The 20181-nt window shown below is 65.5% G+C and carries 14 protein-coding genes and 1 pseudogene; all 15 read right to left on the bottom strand.

The features are described from left to right. Positions 1-8 precede the first annotated feature (8 nt). The 15 genes and pseudogenes from EJE94_RS07090 to EJE94_RS07020 all read right to left on the bottom strand — a co-directional run bounded on the left by EJE94_RS07090 (position 9) and on the right by EJE94_RS07020 (position 20036). Positions 9-905: an ABC transporter ATP-binding protein gene (locus EJE94_RS07090; protein ID WP_121242519.1), complete on the bottom strand. Its 897-nt coding sequence runs from the start codon at positions 903-905 to the stop codon at positions 9-11. 1 nt (position 906) lies between these two features. Next, positions 907-1758, bottom strand: coding sequence for a hypothetical protein (locus EJE94_RS07085; RefSeq protein ID WP_121242521.1), 852 nt, complete (start codon positions 1756-1758; stop codon positions 907-909). Positions 1759-1764: 6 nt separating this feature from the next. Further along, positions 1765-2565, bottom strand: coding sequence for an ABC transporter permease (locus tag EJE94_RS07080; protein ID WP_121242523.1), 801 nt, complete (start codon positions 2563-2565; stop codon positions 1765-1767). Between the two features lie 23 nt (positions 2566-2588). After that, entirely contained in the window at positions 2589-4508 is a 1920-nt protein-coding gene (locus tag EJE94_RS07075; protein ID WP_124962411.1) for a hypothetical protein, read from the bottom strand. 117 nt (positions 4509-4625) lie between these two features. Beyond that, positions 4626-5033 (bottom strand): hypothetical protein, encoded by a 408-nt coding sequence (locus tag EJE94_RS07070; RefSeq protein ID WP_121242526.1) that lies wholly within the window; start codon positions 5031-5033, stop codon positions 4626-4628. A 97-nt stretch (positions 5034-5130) separates the two neighbouring features. After that, positions 5131-5227, bottom strand: a pseudogene (locus tag EJE94_RS15020) (prepilin-type N-terminal cleavage/methylation domain-containing protein); the annotation flags it as partial. Between the two features lie 144 nt (positions 5228-5371). After that, positions 5372-7408 carry an O-linked N-acetylglucosamine transferase, SPINDLY family protein gene (locus EJE94_RS07060; RefSeq protein ID WP_121242530.1) on the bottom strand — a complete coding sequence of 679 codons (2037 nt, stop codon included), beginning with the start codon at positions 7406-7408 and terminating at the stop codon, positions 5372-5374. Positions 7409-7468: 60 nt separating this feature from the next. Beyond that, entirely contained in the window at positions 7469-9088 is a 1620-nt protein-coding gene (locus EJE94_RS07055) for an HD family phosphohydrolase (protein ID WP_121242532.1), read from the bottom strand. A gap of 168 nt (positions 9089-9256) precedes the next feature. Continuing rightward, positions 9257-11638, bottom strand: a complete 2382-nt coding sequence (locus tag EJE94_RS07050) for a GspE/PulE family protein (protein ID WP_207855803.1) — start codon at positions 11636-11638, stop codon at positions 9257-9259. Then, complete coding sequence (locus EJE94_RS07045) at positions 11635-12723, bottom strand: cyclic nucleotide-binding domain-containing protein (RefSeq protein WP_121242536.1); 1089 nt, start codon at positions 12721-12723, stop codon at positions 11635-11637. The genes EJE94_RS07050 and EJE94_RS07045 overlap by 4 nt, the downstream gene beginning before the upstream one ends. Before the next feature lie 9 nt (positions 12724-12732). Beyond that, a complete protein-coding gene (locus EJE94_RS07040) occupies positions 12733-13500 on the bottom strand; it encodes an MBL fold metallo-hydrolase (protein ID WP_121242538.1) in 768 nt (255 codons plus the stop codon). Positions 13501-13536: 36 nt separating this feature from the next. Next, positions 13537-15759 carry a CHASE2 domain-containing protein gene (locus tag EJE94_RS07035; protein ID WP_121242540.1) on the bottom strand — a complete coding sequence of 741 codons (2223 nt, stop codon included), beginning with the start codon at positions 15757-15759 and terminating at the stop codon, positions 13537-13539. A 60-nt stretch (positions 15760-15819) separates the two neighbouring features. Further along, the gene (locus EJE94_RS07030) at positions 15820-16590 is read right to left on the bottom strand and encodes an FHA domain-containing protein (protein WP_243642549.1); all 771 of its coding nucleotides are present in this window, start codon (positions 16588-16590) and stop codon (positions 15820-15822) included. Positions 16591-16613: 23 nt separating this feature from the next. Further along, a complete protein-coding gene (locus tag EJE94_RS07025) occupies positions 16614-17444 on the bottom strand; it encodes a Stp1/IreP family PP2C-type Ser/Thr phosphatase (protein ID WP_207855802.1) in 831 nt (276 codons plus the stop codon). 9 nt (positions 17445-17453) lie between these two features. Further along, on the bottom strand, positions 17454-20036 hold the full coding sequence (locus EJE94_RS07020; protein WP_121242542.1) for a CHASE2 domain-containing serine/threonine-protein kinase: 2583 nt from the start codon (positions 20034-20036) through the stop codon (positions 17454-17456). Between the last annotated feature and the right edge of the window lie 145 nt (positions 20037-20181).

Here is a 20181-nt window from a genome sequence, read left to right as displayed (position 1 = left end):
TCTCGGCCTCAGGCACCCTTCACCACGTGCAGGAAGGCCGCCTCGAGCGACAGCGCGGGCTTGACCTCGATCAGCGTGTGCCCGGCGGCCTCCAGCGTGCGCAGGGTTTCCCAGAGCGCGGGACGCGCGATCTCGACCGTCCAGCGGCCGCCCGGCTCCGCCTGCAGCCCGTCCAGCGCGAGCGCCGGGCCCTCCGTGCGCACCAGCACGCGCTCGTCCTCGCCGACCAGCTCGCCCGGCGTGCGCACCGCGCGCAGCTCGCCCTTGTGGATCAGGCCGAAGCGGTCCGCCAGGCGCTCGACATCGTGCAGGACGTGCGAGGTGAGAAAAATCGATCCGCCCTGCTGGCGGTACTCGGAAAGGATGTCGACGACCTCGCGACGCCCGATCGGATCCAGCCCGGACAGGGGCTCGTCGAGAATCAGCAGGCGCGGCTCGACGGCCAGCGCGTGGGCCAGCGCCGTGCGCTGCGCCATGCCCTTGGAAAATCCGCGCACCACCTTGTTCGCCACGTCGGCCAGCCCCAGGCGATCGAGCCACTTCATGCAATGGGCGCGGGCATCGGCAGGCTTGTGTCGATGCAGCTCGAGGCCCATGGACAGGATCTCGAACGGCGTCAGGTAGTCGGGCAGGCTCGGGTTCTCCGGGACATAGCCGAGGCCGCGCCGCGACTCGGGCGCACCGACATCGACGCCGAACAGCCGGGCCACCCCGCCGCTCGGCGACATCACGCCGGTGAGAATCTTGATCGTCGTGCTCTTCCCCGCGCCGTTGGGGCCGATGAAGCCGAAGGTCTCGCCGGCCTCGACGGTGAGCGTGACCCCCTTCAGGGCCTCGAAGGACGGCGACGCCCAGGTGCGCGAATAGGTCTTCTTTAGATCGGTGATGGAAATCGCGGCGGTCATTTCAGTGTTGTCCTTCGGGCGCCGGGGGCGGCGCGTTGCCCAGCACGACCTGGCCGTTTGCGTCGATGGCAAAGCCGAGACCGAACGGGTCCTGCGGAATTTGCGCCACCACGCCTGACGCCGCCAGCGCCTGCAGGGCCGCGGGCGGGCGACCGAAGCGCTGGCGGTAATCGGCGGCGGCGGCGCGCAGATCCTTCAGCATGCGCAGGCGGGTGACGCGCATTTCGAGATAGCGGCGGAAATCCCTGCGGCTGGCCTGCTTCGCCAGACCTTCGACGACGCGGATGGCGAGATCGAGATCCCCGGCCTTGTCCAGCCAGATCGCCGCGAGGTTTTGCATCTGCACGCGCTCGTCCCCCTCGGGCAGGTATTCCGCGGCCTCGCGCAGCCAGGCCGAGGCGCCGATCGCGTCGCCCCGAAAGTGCATCTGGTTGAAGGCGTAGTAGAAGGCGGGCTGATAGTCGAAACGGCGGGCCACCGTCGACCGGGCGAGAATCGCCTGCGCCGCGTCGACCTCGCCGGCCCAGGGCAGGATCGCCGCCGCGACGTAGTAGTTGTCCTCGTGCGCCGGGTTCAGCCAAGCGACGTCCTGCTGCACCTTGGCGAGGATTCCGAACTCCTCGGGTTTCATGTTGAAGCTGTTAACCCAGATGGCACGGATGGCCGCGATGTTCGCTGCAAGGAAACGGTCTCCCGCGGCCATCGCCACCTGGACGAATAAGGGCAACGCGACCTGCATTTCGACATTCACGATCTGTCGCGGCATGACCTTGAGCCGCTGCGCGGATGCAACGAACAGGGCCGCGGCGACGAGCGCCACGAGCAAGAGTTTCCCGTTGGCCGCGAGCTTCATCGCCGTCTATTCGAACTCGCGGCGGTTGAATGCGATTACCGCCAACGTCACCAGCAAGGCGACGTAGGCCAGCGCGACGATCGCCGCACCCGCCATCGCCGCCGCATCGGGCGCCACGCCGTACATCGGCCAGGCGCGCCAGTCCAGCCGCGACAGGTCCGGCAACAGCCAATGGATCTTGTCCACAACCGGCGCCAGCCGCATGATCTCCGCGTCGCCTTCGGCTCCCCGCGAGAGATACTCGGCGACGGCGCCGAGGCTCTTGCCGGCGACGGCGAACGCCAGTCCCAGCGCCAGCGGCAGCATCGGCACCGTTGAGAGGCTGGCGATCCAGAGCGCGAACGCCGTGACCACCGCCGCATCGGCCCAGAGCCCGAGGATGGTCAACCAGTAGGGCCCGCCCGGCGCAACGGCGAAAGCCTGTTCATAGCGGCCTCCGGCGTTGAGCACGACGACCCAGAGCAGCATGCCCAGCATCAGGGCCGCGAGGGCGAGCATGCCGAGCACCGCGAGATAGCGGCCGACCAGGTATTGGCCGCGCGCCACCGGATAGGTCAAGGCGAAAAGAACCGAGCGGCGCTGGATCTCGTGGGCCACCAGTTCCTGCACCCAGAAAAGCGCGAACAGCACCAGCGAGAAGCGTATGCCGGAGAGGCCGACGTCGAGGGCGACCGTCTTCGGCTGGCGCGGCGAAAACGCCGCGGAAAGGTAGGCGACCGCAACCAGCAGGACGCCGAACACCAGCACCGCCTGGATGCCGCGGCTGCGCAGGCCGGCGCGCAATGCGGAAAGCAAGAACGACAACATCGCTATCTTCCCCAGTTCACAGATTACCCCGCTGCCTTGGTCGAAAAAGTCGGCGCCTGCGGGACGGCGCGCAACCCGGCACAAGAGTATAGCCAAGCGCCCTGCGACTCCCCGGTCGAAATCGGGCGCAGCACCGGCTGTGCGAGCGGCCTCGGGGAAATCACCCAGTCGAGGGCCGGGTCCTCGCACGCGAAGAGCATGCCGGGACCGGTGAGATTGATCGGCCGCATGTAGCTTTCGTGCAGGTTGCCCTTTTCGTCGAGCCTTTCCCCGGTAAGCCGGCGGTAGCGATTCAGCAGATCCGACTGTTCCGCCGCCGACAGGGGCCACGATTCGGCCAGCGAAGCGATGGCGAGGCGCTGCCTGCGCCGCAGCAGTTCGAAGGTCTTCTCGCGCGAGAAGATGCCGCCGATCGCTTGGTCCGAGCTGCCGTAATTGGCCGTTCCCAATTCGTGCCAGACGCGCTCGGGTATGGCGTCCGGCCACAGCACGACCTCGCCGCGACGTATCGCACCGCCGAACAGCGGTGCAGCCTGGGAGGCTTCCCGCCCCTCCCATGCGCTGTAGCTGTCGCGGCGCTGGTCCCAATGCGCCGCGGCGAACACGAACAGTGTCGCGCTGCCGGCCAGCAGCAGGCCCGGCGCCAATGCCGAGGTCGCGAGCCAGGCGAGGAACAGCGCGCCGACACCCAATCCCCCTGCCAACAGGAAGCCGTCGAGCAGCGGCACGCCGCTCTGGAAATCCCGTGCGATGCCCCCGCCCAGAATCGTCAGGTCCTGGACATAGCCGGGAACCACGGCAACGAACAGTCCAAGGAGGAGAATCGGTGCGAAGCGGCGCGCGCGCGCGTCGATCCGGCGGGCGATGATCGCCGTGCGCTCGGCCAGCGGCGGATGGAGCAAGGCGCAGCTCGCGAACAGGGCGTAGCCGGCCCAGTCGGTCAGGATGTAAAGCAGCAGGCCGCCGATCGCCCACCAGATTCGATGCGGTCCACGCCACGCATGACCCAGCAGCTGCGCCAGCGCGAAGACCCCGAGGAAGACCGCGACCCACATCGCCCGCCAGGGCTGCGCCTGGACGATGAGTATCGCCGGGTAATAGTAGGACGCGATCTGCGCCAGCAGGAACCCCGACGCCCCGATGACCGCGCCGAGGCCGTACCAGCGGCCTACGGGCTGCGCTGCGAGCCGCCCGGCCCACAGCAGCAGCGACAGCCAGGCGAGAATCGCGTCGATGCGCGCGGTTCCCGCCGTGCCGACGAACAGGTCGCGGCTCGAGTGGCGGGCGATACTCTCCCAGGCCGGGTCCATGCGCTGCATCTGGCTCGCGCCGGCCCAGTTGAGCGCCAACGGCAACAGCGCGGCGGCGAGAACCAACAGGAGGATCGTTCGATCGGCCAGCCTGTGCGCAACGACGAAAACGAGCGGCCAGATACCGAGCAGGGGATGCAGCGCCGTGGCCGCCAGGGCGGCGAGGACCGCGCTGCGAAAATGTCCGTGCATGGCCAGGCCCAGCGAAAGCGCTCCCAACGGGAGGGCGATGCTGCGCGCGGTCGGGAAGCCTTCGTTGAGAACGAAGGTCGCGGCGTTCGGCGAGTAATTGAGGGAAAGGATCGCGCAGCACAGCAGCGCAAACGCTTGCAGCCGCCGGTCGTCGAGAACGGCGCGCGCAACTGTGGCCGCGGCGGCCACCCACAGCACCCCGCCGAGGGCGGATATCGCCAGCGCCGCATTGGCCAGCCCGATGCGGCTCGCCAGCAGGCCATAGAGCGGCGTGAAGGCGGAGTAGCGGTCTTGCGAGCCGAACAGGAAGAAGGGATCGCGGGCATAGGCTTCCGGGGAAAGCCAGTGAGCGACGAGGAGGGAATAGACCCGGGCGTCGTGCTCGACCATGCCGACGTAGGGATGGCTGATGCACCAGAGGCCCGCCGCGAGCAGGAGCACGGCCCCATTCGCCAAGTATGCGCGACGCGCGGCGGAATGCATCATGGTCCCGATTTTTCGGCTCCCCAAACGAAAAGCGCGCCCGCAGGCGCGCCTTCCGTTACGACAGTTCCCGAATTACATCGAGGAAGCGGCCGTCGCAGCGGTCTGTGCGTCGGACTGAGCGCACGGCGTGGTGGATTGGCCGCAGGCCAGGTGCAGCACCACGGCGCCGCCGTTGCTGCTGCCCTTGTAGCTCTGGTTACCCTTGGCCGAGGAGGCGCCGACCGTAAACACCGTGCCGGAGCGGTTCTGGAAGGTCACGAAGGTATTGGACGAGCACTGCACCGCAAAGCCGGTCTTGAGGAACGAGCCGGTCGTGGTGTAGGGCGAGCCGGGGCCGCCGGCGACGTTGTATTTGGCGGCGGTAGCGCCGGTGCAGACGTCACGGTTGGTGGCGCCCGGCGCCGGATCGGTGATATCCCCGGCCATGGCGGAAGTGGAGGCGACCAGCGCCAGCGCAGCGAAAGTAGCAAATTTTTTCATGTCTCAGCTCCTTAGCTTTGCGAGTTGGCGATGGCAGAGGTCAGGACGTTGCGCGCATCGGATTGCGCCGCCTTGTTCTCGGCTTTCTTGGTGTACTCGCTGAATTGCGGGATGGCGATCGCAGCGAGGATGCCGATGATCGCGACCACGATCATCAGCTCGATAAGGGTGAAACCCTTTTGCAGTGATTTCATCTGAAATTCTCCTTTGAATGAAGCCCGCCTATAGGCAGCCGGCTCGAACAGTAAAGCAAGTCTCAAGCCAGGGTGGCATCCCCGATATACGGGCGCTGTGGCATGCAAGAAGTGACAAAAATTGTCACTCTGGTGCAATTAGCGTCAATAGCCGCCCACGCTGATCGGGGCAGCCGACCGATCGCGACGGGCATTCCACATCGCCCGCAGCAAACGCTCGAAGTCCCTGGCGAAACGCCGGGTATCGAACAAGGCGCTGTTGGAACGTGCGCCCTGCAGTCTTTCCCGCAGTTCGGCCAGGCGATCGGGCGATTTCGCCAACCCGTCCGCCAGGGCCAGATATTCCTCCGCCGAGCCGACCACCAGTTCCGGCAGCCCGACCGCCCGCACCAGGCCGGCGGCCACCCGACTGGCGAAGGTGGGCCCGGCCCATGCGACCAAGGGCACCCCGGCCCAGAGCATGTCGCTTGCCGTGGTGTGGCCCCCATAGGGGAAGGTATCCAGGGCAAGATCGGCGAGGCCGAGCCGGTCCCAATGCCGTTCCAGCGGCGCCCAGGGAGCGAAGACGATGCGCGCGGCGGTGATGCCCTGGGCCGCCGCTTCGCGGCGCAGGCTTTCCTGCGCCGACTCGTCCTGAAAGCCGATCCAGAGCAGCGCGGCAGGATGCCGTCGCAACAACTCGCACCACAGGCGGAAGACCTGCGGCGTGATCTTCGTGCTCTGATTGAAGGAGGCGAAGACGAAGGCTTCCTCCGGCAGGCCTGCTTCCGCGCGAACGGGCCGGGGCCGCGGTGACTCCACCCGGCTGCTTGGCTGGTAGCTGTGCGGCAGCAGGGCCAGCCGTTCCGTGTAGTCCGCGGCACGTTCGGGGGGCGTGACCCAGGTGTCCGATATCAGGTAGTCGACGCAACCCGACAATCCCAGCGTACCTGGGAATCCCAGCCAGTGCGCGATGACGGGCGCAGGGCGATAGGCCGTGATGGCCATGCGGGACTGGCTGGTCCAACCCGCCATGTCGACGAGCACGTCGATGCCGTCATCGAATATCGCCCGCGCGGCGTCGGCGAACGAGAGGTGGTCGATGTCGCGGAACACGTCGAAGGCATTCTTCAGTCGCTGGCGCAGCGGGCCCGGATCGTCGGTTCCGTAGGCGTAGCCGTAGACGCTGAAGGCCGCACGATCGAAGGCCTCGAAGACCCCGACCGCGAGTTCGCTCACCGCATGGGCGCGAAAATCGGCCGAGAGAAAGCCGACGCGCAAGGGACGTGTCGCCGCCACGCCGGCGTCTGCTGAGTTATCGCAAAGCGGCCGCGGCAAGGCCCCGCCGAAGACGTTCGCCAGATAGGCCCGGCCGTAATTCTCGGCGCAGCGTCGCTGCGTTGCCGGGCTGATGTCCTCCACGTGCGTCAAAAAGAACGGTTCCGGTCCCGGCTCGACGCCACGCCCCACCAGGCCCGTCAGGACGGCGGGCAGTGCCTCGTCCGCGGTCCAGTCGCAGATCGCCCTCTGCGCGCGAAACATCAGCGGCAGCAGCAGGTCGCGCTCGCCGGGTTCGGCGTCGCTGTTGTCCAGCGCCGGGCGCATGCAATGAACGGCATCGGCGAAGCGTCGCAGTTCCAGCAAAGCGGTGATGAAATTGGTGAACACCTGTAGCGACTCCGGGCTGTTGCCCACCGCCACCGAAAACGCCTCGAGCGCCGTTTCCTTCTCGCCGGCGCGCAGCAGCGCGGCCCCGAGGGTATTGAACGCCTGCGGATGCCCGGGGTCTGTCGCAGCCGCCTGCCGCGCCGCCGCGATCGCTTCCTCGAGCATGCCGCGCTTCAGCAGGGCGTTGGCGAGATTGGCGAGGGGGTCGGCCTGGCCCGGCGCGATGCGCAGGGCACGCCTGAACTGTTCGATGGCCTCGTCGTGACGCCCGAGGTCGGACAGCACGATGCCGAGGTTGTTCCACATCTCGGCATCACCCGGGTGATGGGCGGTGCCCTGCCGCAGCAGGAGCAGCGCATCGCGCTGCTTGCCTTGGCCGATGAGGAACGCCGATCGCGCCTTGATGCCGACCGGATGCGCCCGATCCCGTTTCAGCAGTCGCGTCGCGGGTGCGTCAAGGGCGGCCAGATCGCCCCTGGCCATATGGGAAAGGATCGCGGCGACATCTGGATCCGTGGCACCCCGGTGCTTCATCTCACGCCCCACAGACTGCGGCAGCGCCCGTCGCCGTGGTGGCAGCGCCGACCTTTTCGCTCAATCGGGTGTGGCGACATCCGCCATATCGATCTGTGCGCCATCGAGAAAGCGTGCCGCGTACTTGCCGAAGACGCCCTGGCGCACGAAGACATCGAACAAGTCGGGATCGATGTGCCCGTTCTTCCTGAAATTCTCCATGATGGACATCGCCTGCGACAGCTTCATGCCGTGCTTGTACGGCCGGTCGCGCGCGGTCAGTGCCTCGAAAATGTCTGCGATGCCCATCATCCGTGCCTGCAGCGACATCTGCTCGCGCGTCAGTCCCTTCGGGTAGCCCTTGCCGTCCATGCGCTCATGATGGCCGCCGGCGTACTCGGGCACGTTCTGCAGGTGCTTGGGCCAAGGCAGCTGTTCGAGCATCTTGATCGTCGCGACGATGTGGTAATTGATGATCTCGCGCTCCTTCTGCGTCAGCGTGCCGGCGCGAATGCTGAGGTTCTCGATCTCGTCGGCGGTGAGGAAATCCGCCTCGACGCCTTCGACGTTGCGCCACTTGTGTTGCCGGCCGATGTCGCGCACGCGCTGCTGATCGGCCTCGGACATGGCTTCGACGCCGACATTCGACTTGCGCAGGAATTCGCGTTCATCCTGCAACGCGGTCAGTTCCGCCTGGTAACGGCCGCGGATCGCCTCCTCGGCGGCGGTATCGCGCCTTTCACGCAGGGCCAGTTGCTGGCGCAGCGCATCGATCTCGGCATCGCGCTTGAGCACCTCGAAACGGGTATCGACCAGATAGATGCGATCGAACAGCGTCTGCAGCTTGGTGGCCTTGTCGACGACATGCACCGGCGTGGTGACCTTGCCGCAATCATGCAACATGCCCGCGATCTTCAGCTCGTAGCGGTCCTTGTCGGTCATCTGGAAGTCCGCCAGCGGGCCGTCGGTGGTGGCATTGACGGCCTCGGCGATCATCATCGTCAGTTCGGGCACGCGCTGGCAGTGCCCGCCCGTGTAGGGCGACTTCTCGTCGATGGCGAGGTTGATGAGGTTGATGAAGGATTCGAACAGGGTTTCCAGCTGGGAGATCAACTGGCGGTTGGTCAGCGCGATCGCCGCCTGCGAGGCGAGCGATTCGGCCAGGCGCTGGTCGGCGGCGGAGAACGGTACGACCTTGCCGCTCTCCTGGTGTATGGCATTGATGAGCTGGAGAACGCCGATGATCTCGTTCTCGTGGTTCTTCAGCGGCACCGTCAGGAACGACTGCGAGCGATAGCCGGTGCGCTGGTCGAACTTGCGGGTACCGGAGAAATCGAACCCCGCCTCGGTGTAGGCGTCGGCGACATTCACCGTCGCGTCGTGGAGAGCGGCGTAGGCGGCGACGAGGAAATTGTTCGGTTTGCCCGCCTCGTCGTGGAGGGGCAGATCGGGAAATGTGATCGGCTTGCCGGTCGTACCGCCCAGCGCGATGTTCAGCGAATCCGTGCGCACGATCTCGAAGCGCAGCGCCTGGCCGTCTTCGGTAATGCGGTAGAGCGTGCCGCCGTCGGCGTGGGTGATGGTCTTGGCGGCGACCAGGATGTTCTCGAGCAGCCGATTGATGTCGCGCTCCTTGGAGAGAGCGGCGCCAATGGCGTTGAGCTGCTCGAGTCGGCGGAACAGGTCTTCGACCGAATCCATCTCAACCTCGCGGTACAGTCCGGCCGCAGGGCCGCCCCAAGGCCGGACGGCACGCGGCGAAGCCGCAATCCGTCCCGGCACCAGCACGAAGTGCCCCGTGACAGTTGAGCACAACGAGGACGCAGGCTCCCCCTCGCGAGAGGGGGCCGGGGGGAGCGGGCCGCATTGTCATTTGATGCAGACTGCGCGCACCTGCTTGAGATCGGTGACGCCCTGCAACACCTTTTCCATCCCGTCCATTTTCAGCGTCAGCATGCCGTCCTGCAGCGCCTGGGCGAAGAGCTGCGACACCCTGGCGTGCTCCTGTATCAGCTTCTTCGTCGGTTCGGTGCCGACCATCAGCTCGTGCAAGCCGACCCGGCCCTTGTAGCCGGACCCGCCGCAAGTGTCGCAGCCCTTGGCCCGGGGAAACTGCAGCTTGCCGTCCTTGCCGTAATCCTTGACCAGTCGCTGGTAGGTCGCCTCCATGGCCGCCCGCTGGTCCTTCTTGAAGTTGTCCGTATTCACCAGCTCGGAGCAGTATTCGGTCATGAACAACCGCACTTCGTCGGCATCCGGCGAGTAGAACTCCTTGCACTTGCACAGGCGCTTGGCCAGGCGCTGGGCCAGGATGCCGAGCAGGGCATCGGAAAAGTTGAAGGGATCCATGCCCATGTCGAGCAGGCGGATGATGGATTCCGGCGCGCTGTTGGTGTGCAACGTGGCGAACACGAGGTGGCCGGTGAGCGAGGCCTCGATGCCGATGCCGGTGGTTTCGGCGTCGCGCATCTCGCCGACCATGATGATGTCCGGATCGGCACGAAGGAAGGCCTTCATCACCATGGGGAAGTCCAGTCCGGCCTTCTTGTTGACCTGCACCTGGCGCAGGCCCTTCTGGGTGATTTCGACCGGGTCTTCCGCGGTCCAGATCTTGGTGTCGGGCGTGTTGAGGAAGCCGAGCACCGAGTGCAGCGTCGTCGTCTTGCCCGAGCCGGTCGGGCCACAGACGAAGAACAGGCCATAGGGCTTGGAGATGCATTCCTTGAGCTTGGTCAGGTTGATCGGCAGCACGCCGAGCTTGTCGATCGGAATCGGCTCGCCGCCCGCCAGGATGCGCATCACGATGTCCTCGACGCCGCCGGTAGTCGGGATGGTGGCAACGCGCAGCTCGATGTCGAGCGGGCCGAACTTCTTGAACTTGATCTTGCCGTCCTGCGGCTTGCGCCGCTCGGCGATATCGAGGTCGCACATGATCTTGAGGCGGGCGGCGATGGCGGCGCGGTAACTGGCGGGAATCTCGATGTACTTGGCGAGCGAGCCGTCCTTGCGGAAGCGGATCGAGACCTTGTCCTTGCCGATGCCGGGCTCGATGTGGATGTCGGAGGCGCCCTGCTGATAGGCGTCGACGATCACCTTGTTCACCAGTTTGACCAGTTCGTTGTCCGCTGCGGCGGAGACGTCCTCGGCGAGGCCCTCGCCCGACTCTTCACCCTGATCCAGCGTTGACAGGAGGTCGCCGACCGATGTGTCGTCGGTAAACGGCGTCGCCCCGCCGCCGCCGAAGAAGAGATCCATCGTCTGCCTGAACTCGCGGATGGTGGTCACGCGGTAGGCGATCTTGGCGCGGGAGAAAACGTTGTTGACGACGCGAGAACCCTTGACCTGCTCGGGATCCATGCACAACACCATGATCCCTTCGGAAGTCTCCTCGACCGGAAGCCACTGGTTCTGCTCGACATACTCGCGCCGCAGGTTCTTCATCAGATCCACGGGCTTGATGCGGTCATTGCGGAACGGCTCGTAGGGTACGCCGAAGAACTTGGACAGCGCGGCGCCGATCTTGTCGGGCTGCACCTGCATCTCGGTGATGAGAATCTCCTCGACGTCTACGTTCTTGCGCCGCGCCGTGCGGGTCGCCAGTTCGAGTTCCGGCGCGGCGATGATCGCATCCAGCACCAGATGGTCGTACTTGGACTTGGCCACCTGCGCCGGCTTGTTGCGCTGGCTGAAGGCGATCGCCAGCGTTTCGCAGAGGCCCTTGATGCCTTCCTCGGCCACCGCGGCGAAGGGCACGCCGGCCTTGTTGTTGATGATCTGGGCGACGCCCATGAGTTCGCCGTTCTGGAGATCGACGATCGGCGCCACCAGCATCTGCTTGGTGCGGTAACCGGTGCGTTTGTCCACTTCCTGCAGGAAGCGCAATTGCGGGTGGATCGCCTTGAGCTCGCCGTCGTCATAGACGTCGCGAATGTTGACGATCTTGCGCGCCAGCGCGACGTGCCCGGCGATGCTCTGGTCGGCGATCGGCAGCTTCAGGTCCTTGAAGGAATTGAGGCCGGTCTTGACCTTGGAAACGATCGAGGCCTTGTCCTCGCCGATGGAATAGATGGTCAGGCGATCGGCATTGAACAGGCTGCAGACGTCCTGCGACAGCTCCAGCATGATCTCGTCGACGTTCGACGTCGCGTGGATCTTGTTGGTGACGGTCTGCAGGTTCTTGAAGAAGGCCAGGCGGCTGCCGACATCGGAGAGGCCGCCCGGATCCTGTGGCGAGGACATTGTGGTGCTCATGTCAAACCCTTGTTGGAAGTGCTTGTGCCGCTGGCAAGCAGCGCTTTGAGGCCGCCTTCGAGCAGATGGGCATGCAGGCTGCGCTGTGACAGCAGGAAGGCGGCGGCAGAACTGCGCCGCCCGGTCTGGCAATAGACGATGTACTCCCTGGACGGATCGAGTCCGGCGGCGGCTTGGCGGATCTCGTTGACCGGAACATTGATGGCGCCGGCCAGGCCATCGCACTTGTACTCGGCCGGGAAGCGTACGTCGATCCATTGGGCGCCGGCAGCAATTCGCTGCTGCGCCTCTGTCGGCGACAGCCGTTGCAGCAACGGCTCGCGCAACAACTCCATGAAGTCGGCCTTGTCCAGGCGCAACAGCACGCCATCGGTCCTCATCGCCACCGTCGCATTGCGCACCGTGTCGGCAACGAGCGCCTCCTCGCCGAAGGAATCGCCCGCGCGCAATTCGGCCAGCTCGACGCGGGCGCCCGCCACTTCGCGCGTGACCGTGCAGCGGCCGCGTTCGATCAGGTAGTAGTAGTCGCCGGGGTCGCCCTGGCGGATGATCTGCTGGCTGCGCTTGACCGGGATGCGCTGAAAACGACCCAGCAGACGCTCGATGTTGGCCGGCGGCATCGACGCGAACACGCCCTGCGTCAGGCTCTGCACCGTGAACATGCCGGACATGGTGCGCCAGTTGGCAGCCTCGCCTTCGGCGACTTGCTGGCCGGAAGCGGCGATCTGGTCCCACGTCATCATGATGTCGACGAGATCTTCGTCGAAACGCAGCATTTCCACATCGGTGATCGCCTTGGTCGCTACCGGCACCAGCCGCCCGCGGCCGATGGGAAAGAGGGCGTCGCCCCAGCCGCCGACGATGACCTGGATCGCGCCGTCATCGAATTCCAGCTTGAGTTCGCCCTTGACCAGGTAGACCACCTGGCCCTGCCAGTCGCGCAACTGGAACGGGTCGAGGTTGCGCGTCACCCGTTCGCGATGGCAATGCGGTGCCAGCCCACGCAGGCTGTCGGCGCCGAGGGCCGCCAGCGGCTGCAGCCGGGCAAGGGTCGGAACGACAGTGTCGCTGCTGTTCGCACCCATCCGCCGGACCTAGAGTTCGAACACCTGATTGTTCTGCAGCATGCGCGGACGCAGCTCGCCCACGCCGTCCTCGATCTCCTGCATGGTCAGTTCGATCTGTCCCGGCTTGAGATGGGTGATGTAGATCTCGACGTCACGCTGCAGATAGGCCAGTTCCTCGACCAGCATGCTGGGGCACAGGTGCTTGGAGGTCATCGCCAGCCGCCGCTCGCGATTGGAGAAGGCGGTTTCGATGATCAGGTGGCGCAGGTTGTCGATCTTGTTGACGGCGGCCCAGAGTTCCGGACAGGGACCGGTGTCGCCCGAAAAAGCCAGGCTGGCAGTCCCCGAATCGAGCTGGTAGCCCACGGCGGGAACGGTGTGATTGGCCGGCAGGGCAGTGATGCGGCGCCCCTCGAGATCGACCGTCTCGCCCATCGCCAGGTTCTCGTAGCGCATGAAGGGCTTCGTCGGATTCGGAATCTCGCAGAAATCCGGCCATATCGCCCAGTTGAAGATGTGGGCCCGCATGATTTCGATGGTGGCGTCAGTCGCATGCACCGTCAGCGGCCGGTTGCGCATGTCGCCGACGGTGTCGATCAGCAGCGGCAGGCTGGCGATGTGGTCCAGGTGGCTGTGGGTCAGGAACACATGGTCGATCTGCGCCAGCTCGGCGATCGACAGGTCGGCAACGCCGGTGCCGGCGTCGATCAGGATGTCGTTGTCGACCAGTATCGAGGTCGTGCGCAGGTGGCGGCCGCCGATGCCGCCGCTGCAGCCCAGGATGCGAACCTTCATACCCCAGCCCTCATGCGCTCGCCTTCATCCACGTCATCACTTGGTCTCGAATGTCGTCACGCCGTCCCAGCCCTCGCCCGGGGGCTCCTTGCGGCAATGGGCGACACGCTTGGCGTAGAGATCATACAGGTAACACTGGTGGATGCGCGACAGGTTGAGCAGCATGACCTCGGCCTGGTCCCAGTCCTGGGAACGATAGGCCCGCAGGGCCTGGTTCCACAGCTTGAGTTCCTCCAGATCCTCCTTGGCAACCTGGCCCTCGAGACCGAGCGGCTCGTAGATGCCGACCGGCTCGGCCTTGCCCTTGACCCGCACCCGGTCGAGCTCGCGATAGACGAAGTCTTTCTTGGTCAGCTCGCGGGTACCCTCGCCGACGATGATGCCGACGCCGTACTGCTTGGTGATGCCTTCCAGCCGGGAGCCGAGGTTCACCGCGTCGCCCATCACCGTGTAGGCCTTGCGCACCGGCGAGCCCATGTCGCCGACGGTCATGGTGCCGGTGTTGACGCCGACGCCGATCTTCAGTTCGGGCCAACCCTTGGCCAGCAACTCGGGATTGAGGTCGTGCAGCGCCCGCTGCATTTCCATCGCCGTGATCACGGCGTTCCTGGCATGTTCGGCGTCGCCCACCGGCGCACCCCAGAAAGCCATGATGGCGTCGCCGATGTACTTGTCGAGCGTGCCGCGGCGCTTGCGGATGACCTCGGTCATCGAACCGAGGTAGAGGTTCATCAGGGTCGCCAACTGGTCCGGCTGCAGCCCTTCCGAGATCGTCGTGAAGCCGCGAATGTCGGAGAACAGCACCGTCAGTTCGGCCTTGCGGCCGTCCATGGTGTAACCCTCGGGGTTCTTCGCCATCTCGTCGACCAGTTCGGGCGGCACATACTGGCCGAACAGCTCGGTGAACTGGCGCTTGGCCTTCGATTCGACGAAATAGCCCCAGGACATGTTCAATGCGTAGAGCAGCATCACCAGCAGCAGGCCGGTGGCCAGCGGCAGGACCATGTTGCCGACGTGCCAGAAGGCAAGGTTCACCGAGAGCAAGAACAGCAGCACGATCAGGGCGACGATGCTGGCGCGGAAGGGCGAAAGCAGGGGCAGCAGGAAAGTCATCACCGCACCGGCGAGCAGTACCAGCACGACATCGGCGCCAAGCACATAGGCCGGACGGTACTTGACGGCGCCATCGAGCATGCCCGAGATCAGGTTGGCGTGGACCTCGACGCCGGGGTAGGTTGCACCGACCGGCGTGGCGCGCAGGTCCATCAGGCCGGGCGCCGTGGTGCCCATCAGCACGATCTTGCCCTGCAGCTGCTCGGCGGGAATGCGATCGGCGAGCACATCGGCCGCTGAAATGTACCGGTAGCTGCCCTGGAAGCCGCGGTAGGGGACCAAGGCCGCGACGTTGGCGTCGACCGGGACGCGCAGCGTACCGCGCGCGGTCGGCAATTCCAGCCATTCGAGGCCGGCATAGCTCTTGTCGCTACCCTCGGCATAGCCCGGCACGACCGGCGGGAAACCGAGCAGCGCCCGCACCATCGCCAGCGACAATGACTCGTAGTACGCACCGTTGTATTCGGCCAGCACCGGCACCCGGCGCGACATGCCATCGAAGTCCACCAGCGGGTTGAAGTGGCCACCGCTGGCGGCATTCTTCTGGAACTCCGGCAGGTTGCCCCCGTAGTTCGTCCAGCTGGTGAAGGCGATGTTGCGTCCGGCGAACGTTCCCGCCGGCAGGGTCGGCGGCGGCAAGGCGCCGGAGCTGGTGCCGCCCTCCTTGCTCGAGAGGTAGTAACCGAGGACGATGGCACGCTTCTTCAGCGACGCGGCGAAAAGCGCATCGTAGTCCAGCGTCGGCCGCAGTTCCTTCAGCACCCCCTGAATCGCGGCCGCCTCGCGCCCGTCCTTCTTCGCCAGCGACTCCAGCACCGGCAGGCCGGAACTGGCATCGCGTTCGGCAAAGACGATGTCGAATCCGAGCAGCGCGATGCCGTTGCGGTCGAACAGCTTGTTCATCAGCGTCGCCATGCGCTCGCGATTCCATGGCCAGCGCCCGACCTCGGCCAGGGCTTTCTCGTCGATGTCGAGGATGACCAAGCGGTCGTCGACATTGCGCGGCATGGTCAGCCGCACCTTGGTGTCGTAGATGATCGCGTCGAAGTGCTCGATGACGCCGATGCGATAGATGCCGGCCGCGTGGCCGAGCAGCACGGCCAGCACCAGCAATCCGAGCAGGAAGCGGGGCAGATTCTGTTTCATCGGGGACATGCCGGTCTGAGGCCGCTGCAGAAAGTCGGCGCTGGCGGAACGCCGCCGGCGTCAGGTCTTGATGAAGAACTGCATCTTGACCCCGGCCAGTTCGACCACGTCGTTGTCCTGGAGCTTGTGGGCTTCGACGCCGATGGCCTTGCCGTCGACGATGGGGAAGTTTGCGCCTTCGACATGGGTGATGAAATAGCCCTGCGGCCGGCGGGCGATCACCGCCACCTGCACGCCGGGCTTGCCCAGCGTCGTCAGGGTCTTGGTCAGTTCGAGCTCCTTGCCGGCATTGGCGCCGGAAAGAACCTGGATCGAGCCGAGCGGCAGTGATGGCTGAGCTACCGGCACAACCGTGGCGGCGGCTGCTGCGGCTGCGGCGGATGCGACGGCCGGTGCCGTCGGCGGATGCGCCTCCGCCATGCCGACCTGGGTGTCGCCCGCGCCCTTCGGAGCCGGGTGCTCCGCAGCCTTGCCCATCATCCCCGGGCGCATGATCATAGTCTTCTCGAAGTCGGCCGCCGGTGCCTGGTGCGCCACCTCGTTGATGTACTTGAGGCGGTATTTGCCGAGCTCGATGGTGTCCCCGTTCTGCAGGAAGTGCTTCTTCACCGATTGGCCATTGACGAAGGTGCCGTTGGTGCTGCCGAGGTCTTCGAGGAAGGAGTCGTTGAGCATGGTGACAATGACGGCATGCTCGCCGGAGATGGCGAGATTGTCGATCTGGATGTCGTTGTGCGCCTTGCGCCCGATGGTCATCCGCTCCTTGCTGAGCTGAATTTCCTTGAGCACCAGGCCATCCATGCTGAGTATGAGTTTCGCCTTGTCAGTCATCGCGATCTTCCTTCATAACTACGTCATTTTAACCATGCCAGCAACCGCGCCAACCAGGAAGCTATCCCGCGCGGCACGCCGAAGTCCCCGGCCACCTTGACGAGAATCACCGATACGTTGTCGCGGCCGCCGTTGTCGTTGGCCATCTGGATCAATTGCGTGGCACAGAGCTCGAGGTTGGCCGCCAGCGCGGAAAGCGTCATGCCGATCTCGCCGTCATCGACCATGTCGTTGAGTCCGTCGGAACAGAGCAGGTAGACGTCGCCGACCCGGACCTCGTAGTCGCGGATCTCGGGTTCGACCGTCGGATCGACGCCGAGCGCGCGGGTCACCAGATTCTTGTTCTGCGAATGCTTGGCCTCCTCCGGCGTGAGCATGCCGCTGTCGATCTGCTCCTGCAGCAGCGAATGGTCGCGGGTGATCTGCTGAAACTCCTCGCCGCGCAGTCGATAGAGCCGCGAGTCGCCGATATGGGCCACCGTGAGACTGTTGTCGTGGAACACCGCCGCGACCAGCGTGGTGCCCATGCCGGCGTATTGCGGCTGGCTCAGCGCCGCCTGGTAGATGGCGCCGTTGGCGCGGGCGATCTCGGCCTCGAGTGCGGCATGCGCCCACAGCTTGCCGCCAGCCACTCTTTCATGCGGCGGGCGCTGGGCGAAGGCCTTGTCCAGTTCGGTACCGAGCACGGTCGTGGCCATGCCGCTCGCCACCTCGCCGGCGTTGTAGCCGCCCATGCCGTCGGCCAGCACGACGAAGCCGCGCTGCGGGTTGGCGAAGACCGCGTCCTCGTTCTGCGAACGCACCATCCCCGGGTCGGTGCGGGCGACGATCTTGAGGGCCTGGGAGATGTCCATGAGCTTGGCCTAGATGGCGATATCCACGGCGGACGCAGTGGCAGAGGCACCGCCGGCGCCGCCGACCAGAGCGAGGCAGGCATGCAGATCCTTGGCCATTTCCCCGCCGGTCTGGTAGCGCTGCTCCGGGTCCTTGACCAGGGCGCGGTTGATGATGGCGACGAGGCAGTCGGGCACGTCGGGCCGGATGGTACGGATGTCGGGCGCGGAATCGTTGGTGATCTTGAACATCAGCTGGGCCATCGACTCGCCCTCGAACGGCAGCTTGCCGCAGGCCATCTGGTAGAGGGTGACGCCGAGCGAGAACAGGTCGGAGCGACCGTCGATCTTCTTGCCGGCCAGTTGCTCGGGCGACATGTAGCTCGGCGTGCCCAGGACCATGCCGGTCTTGGTCTTGGAGGAGTCGGTGATGCGGGCGATGCCGAAGTCGGTGACCTTGACCTGGTCCGATTCCGGCTCGTACATGAAGTTGGCCGGCTTGATGTCGCGATGCACGACCTGGTTGGCGTGGGCGTACGACAGCGCCTCGGCGACGCGGGCGACGATGCTCATCGCCTTGGGCAGCGGCAGCAGGTTGGCCGGCTTGGTGAAGGGCACCAGGTCCTTGCCCTTGAGGAACTCCATCGCGATGTAGGCGAGGTCGTGTTCCTCGCCGGCGTCGTACATCTGCACGATGTACGGATGGTTGAGGCGGCCGGCGGTCTCGGCCTCGCGGAAGAAGCGCTCCTTGACGTCCTTCAGCTCGTCCGCGTCGAACTCCTGCGACAGCGCCATGGTCTTGATGGCGACGACGCGGTTGATCTTCGGATCGCGACCGAGGTAGACGACGCCCATGGCACCCTTGCCCAGCTCCTTCTCGATCTGGTAGCGTCCCAGCATCGGCTTCTCGGTGCCTTCGACCATCATCATGGTGCCGCCGGGATGGGCCGTGGCGCCGCCGAGGATCACCGTTTCCGACATCTGCTTGGCGCGGTTGAGGCGCTGCTCGAGATCCTTGAACTTGGGGTTGAAGCCGGCCATGTAACGGAACACCGCCTCGGCCTTGTTGAACTGGCGCTTGCGCTCGAAATCGAGTCCAAGGTTGTACATGTTCTCCATCAGTTGCTCGTCGAGCGGGCACTTGCGGAACTTGTCGAAGGCCATGTCGAGCTGCCCCTGGCCCTGGAACGCGAGGCCCAGCATGCGGTTCGATTCGGCCGATTCGAGGTCCGACTTCTCCTTGCCGCGCTCGGTGACGACGAAGCGCTTGATCGTCAGCAGCAGGTGGCCGACCAGCAGCAGCGTCGCCGGCACCATCAGCTGCAGCCACATCAGCCGGGTCGTCATCAGACCGAAGTGGGCACCGATCAACAGCGCCAGCAACAGCAGGGTGACGCCGGCGGCCATGCCCGCCGACAGGCGCGGCAGCAGCGCGATCAGGTAGACCGCGACGAGCAGGAACACGCCGCTCTCGGCCCAGAAGCCCCAGCTCGGCGCGACGAAGAAATGTTCGGAAAGAATCGAAGATACGGCGTGCGCTTCCATCAGCACCGAGGGCATGCCCGGCGACACCGGCGTGACGAACAGGCTGCTGGCCCCCGCCGCCGTGGCGCCGATGAGCACGATCTTGTCGCGGTACTTGTCGAGCGGAATCTTGCCGCTCTTGACGTCGAAGAAGGAGTCGACGGCGAAGGCCGGCTGGCCCGGCGCCTTGTCCTGGTAGTAGAAGGTCATCATGCGCGCCATGCCGTCGGTACCGATGCGCAGCCGCCCGAGTTTGACCGCTTCGCCCGGGACGACCTGGATGTCGGCGGGCTTCAGGTTGAGGCTTTTCGCCGCGACCATCAGCGACAACGCCGGGTAGGTCTGGTCGAAGTGAGTCAGCACCAGGGGCTCGGTGCGGATCGCGCCGTCGACATCGGGCGTCACGTTGAGGTGGCCGACGCCCGCGGCGACCTTGCCCAGCGGCTCGATCACCAGCGCATCGGCATTCACGGTCGGGAAGCCACTGCCGGCCGGCGCGCCGATCCCGTCCTTCCTGACGAATTCAGGCAGCTCGCGGTCGGGGCGACCCTGCGGCTGGCCGAGGCGGAAGGAGATGGGCAGCACGACGTTGCCGGCCTGCGCGAAAGCCGCGGCGAGACGGCGATCGGTGTTAAGTTTCTTTTCCGCCTCGAACAGCAGCCCCGCCATCTGCGCCAGCAGCGGGTTCTGCGCAGCGAGTTCCTCCGGCGTGGCGGTCGACGGCAGACCGCCGGCCTGGGTATAGAGCTCGGTCAGCTTGTTGATGTAGGCGAGGCCCGGATCGAGCTGCGGCTCGGAGAACAGAATCACCGGGGCGATGACCTTCGCCTTGGCGGCGGCGAGCTTCTCCACCATGTCCGCCATCACGTCGCGCGACCACGGCCAGCGGCCGATGTTGGCGAGGCTCTGCTCGTCAATGGCGATGACCGCGACGCGATCGGACGGCGCGCGCGAGGTCATCCCCATGCCGAGATCGTAGGCCTTGCGTTCCAGGCTCTGCAGCAGTTCGCCGCCGGCAAAGCCCAGCACGACCAGGCTCACGACGAGGCCGAAGAACCAGTCAGTCTTCAGGAAATTGGCCTTGCTCAACGACGGGACTCCCCCTGTCCTTTCGACATCCGAGCCACCCTGTTTCGGAACAACTACTTAATAAAACAGGATCATAAGGTCAATTCTTACAGCCAAACCTCAACTACGTCAAATGATTTCTGCTCCCGAAGGGCCGCCCCGACGG

The organism is Sulfurisoma sediminicola (genome assembly GCF_003865015.1).
GTDB lineage: Bacteria > Pseudomonadota > Gammaproteobacteria > Burkholderiales > Rhodocyclaceae > Sulfurisoma > Sulfurisoma sediminicola.
Note: the sequence above shows the minus strand (reverse complement) of the source record. Positions and strands in the feature narration are given on the sequence as shown.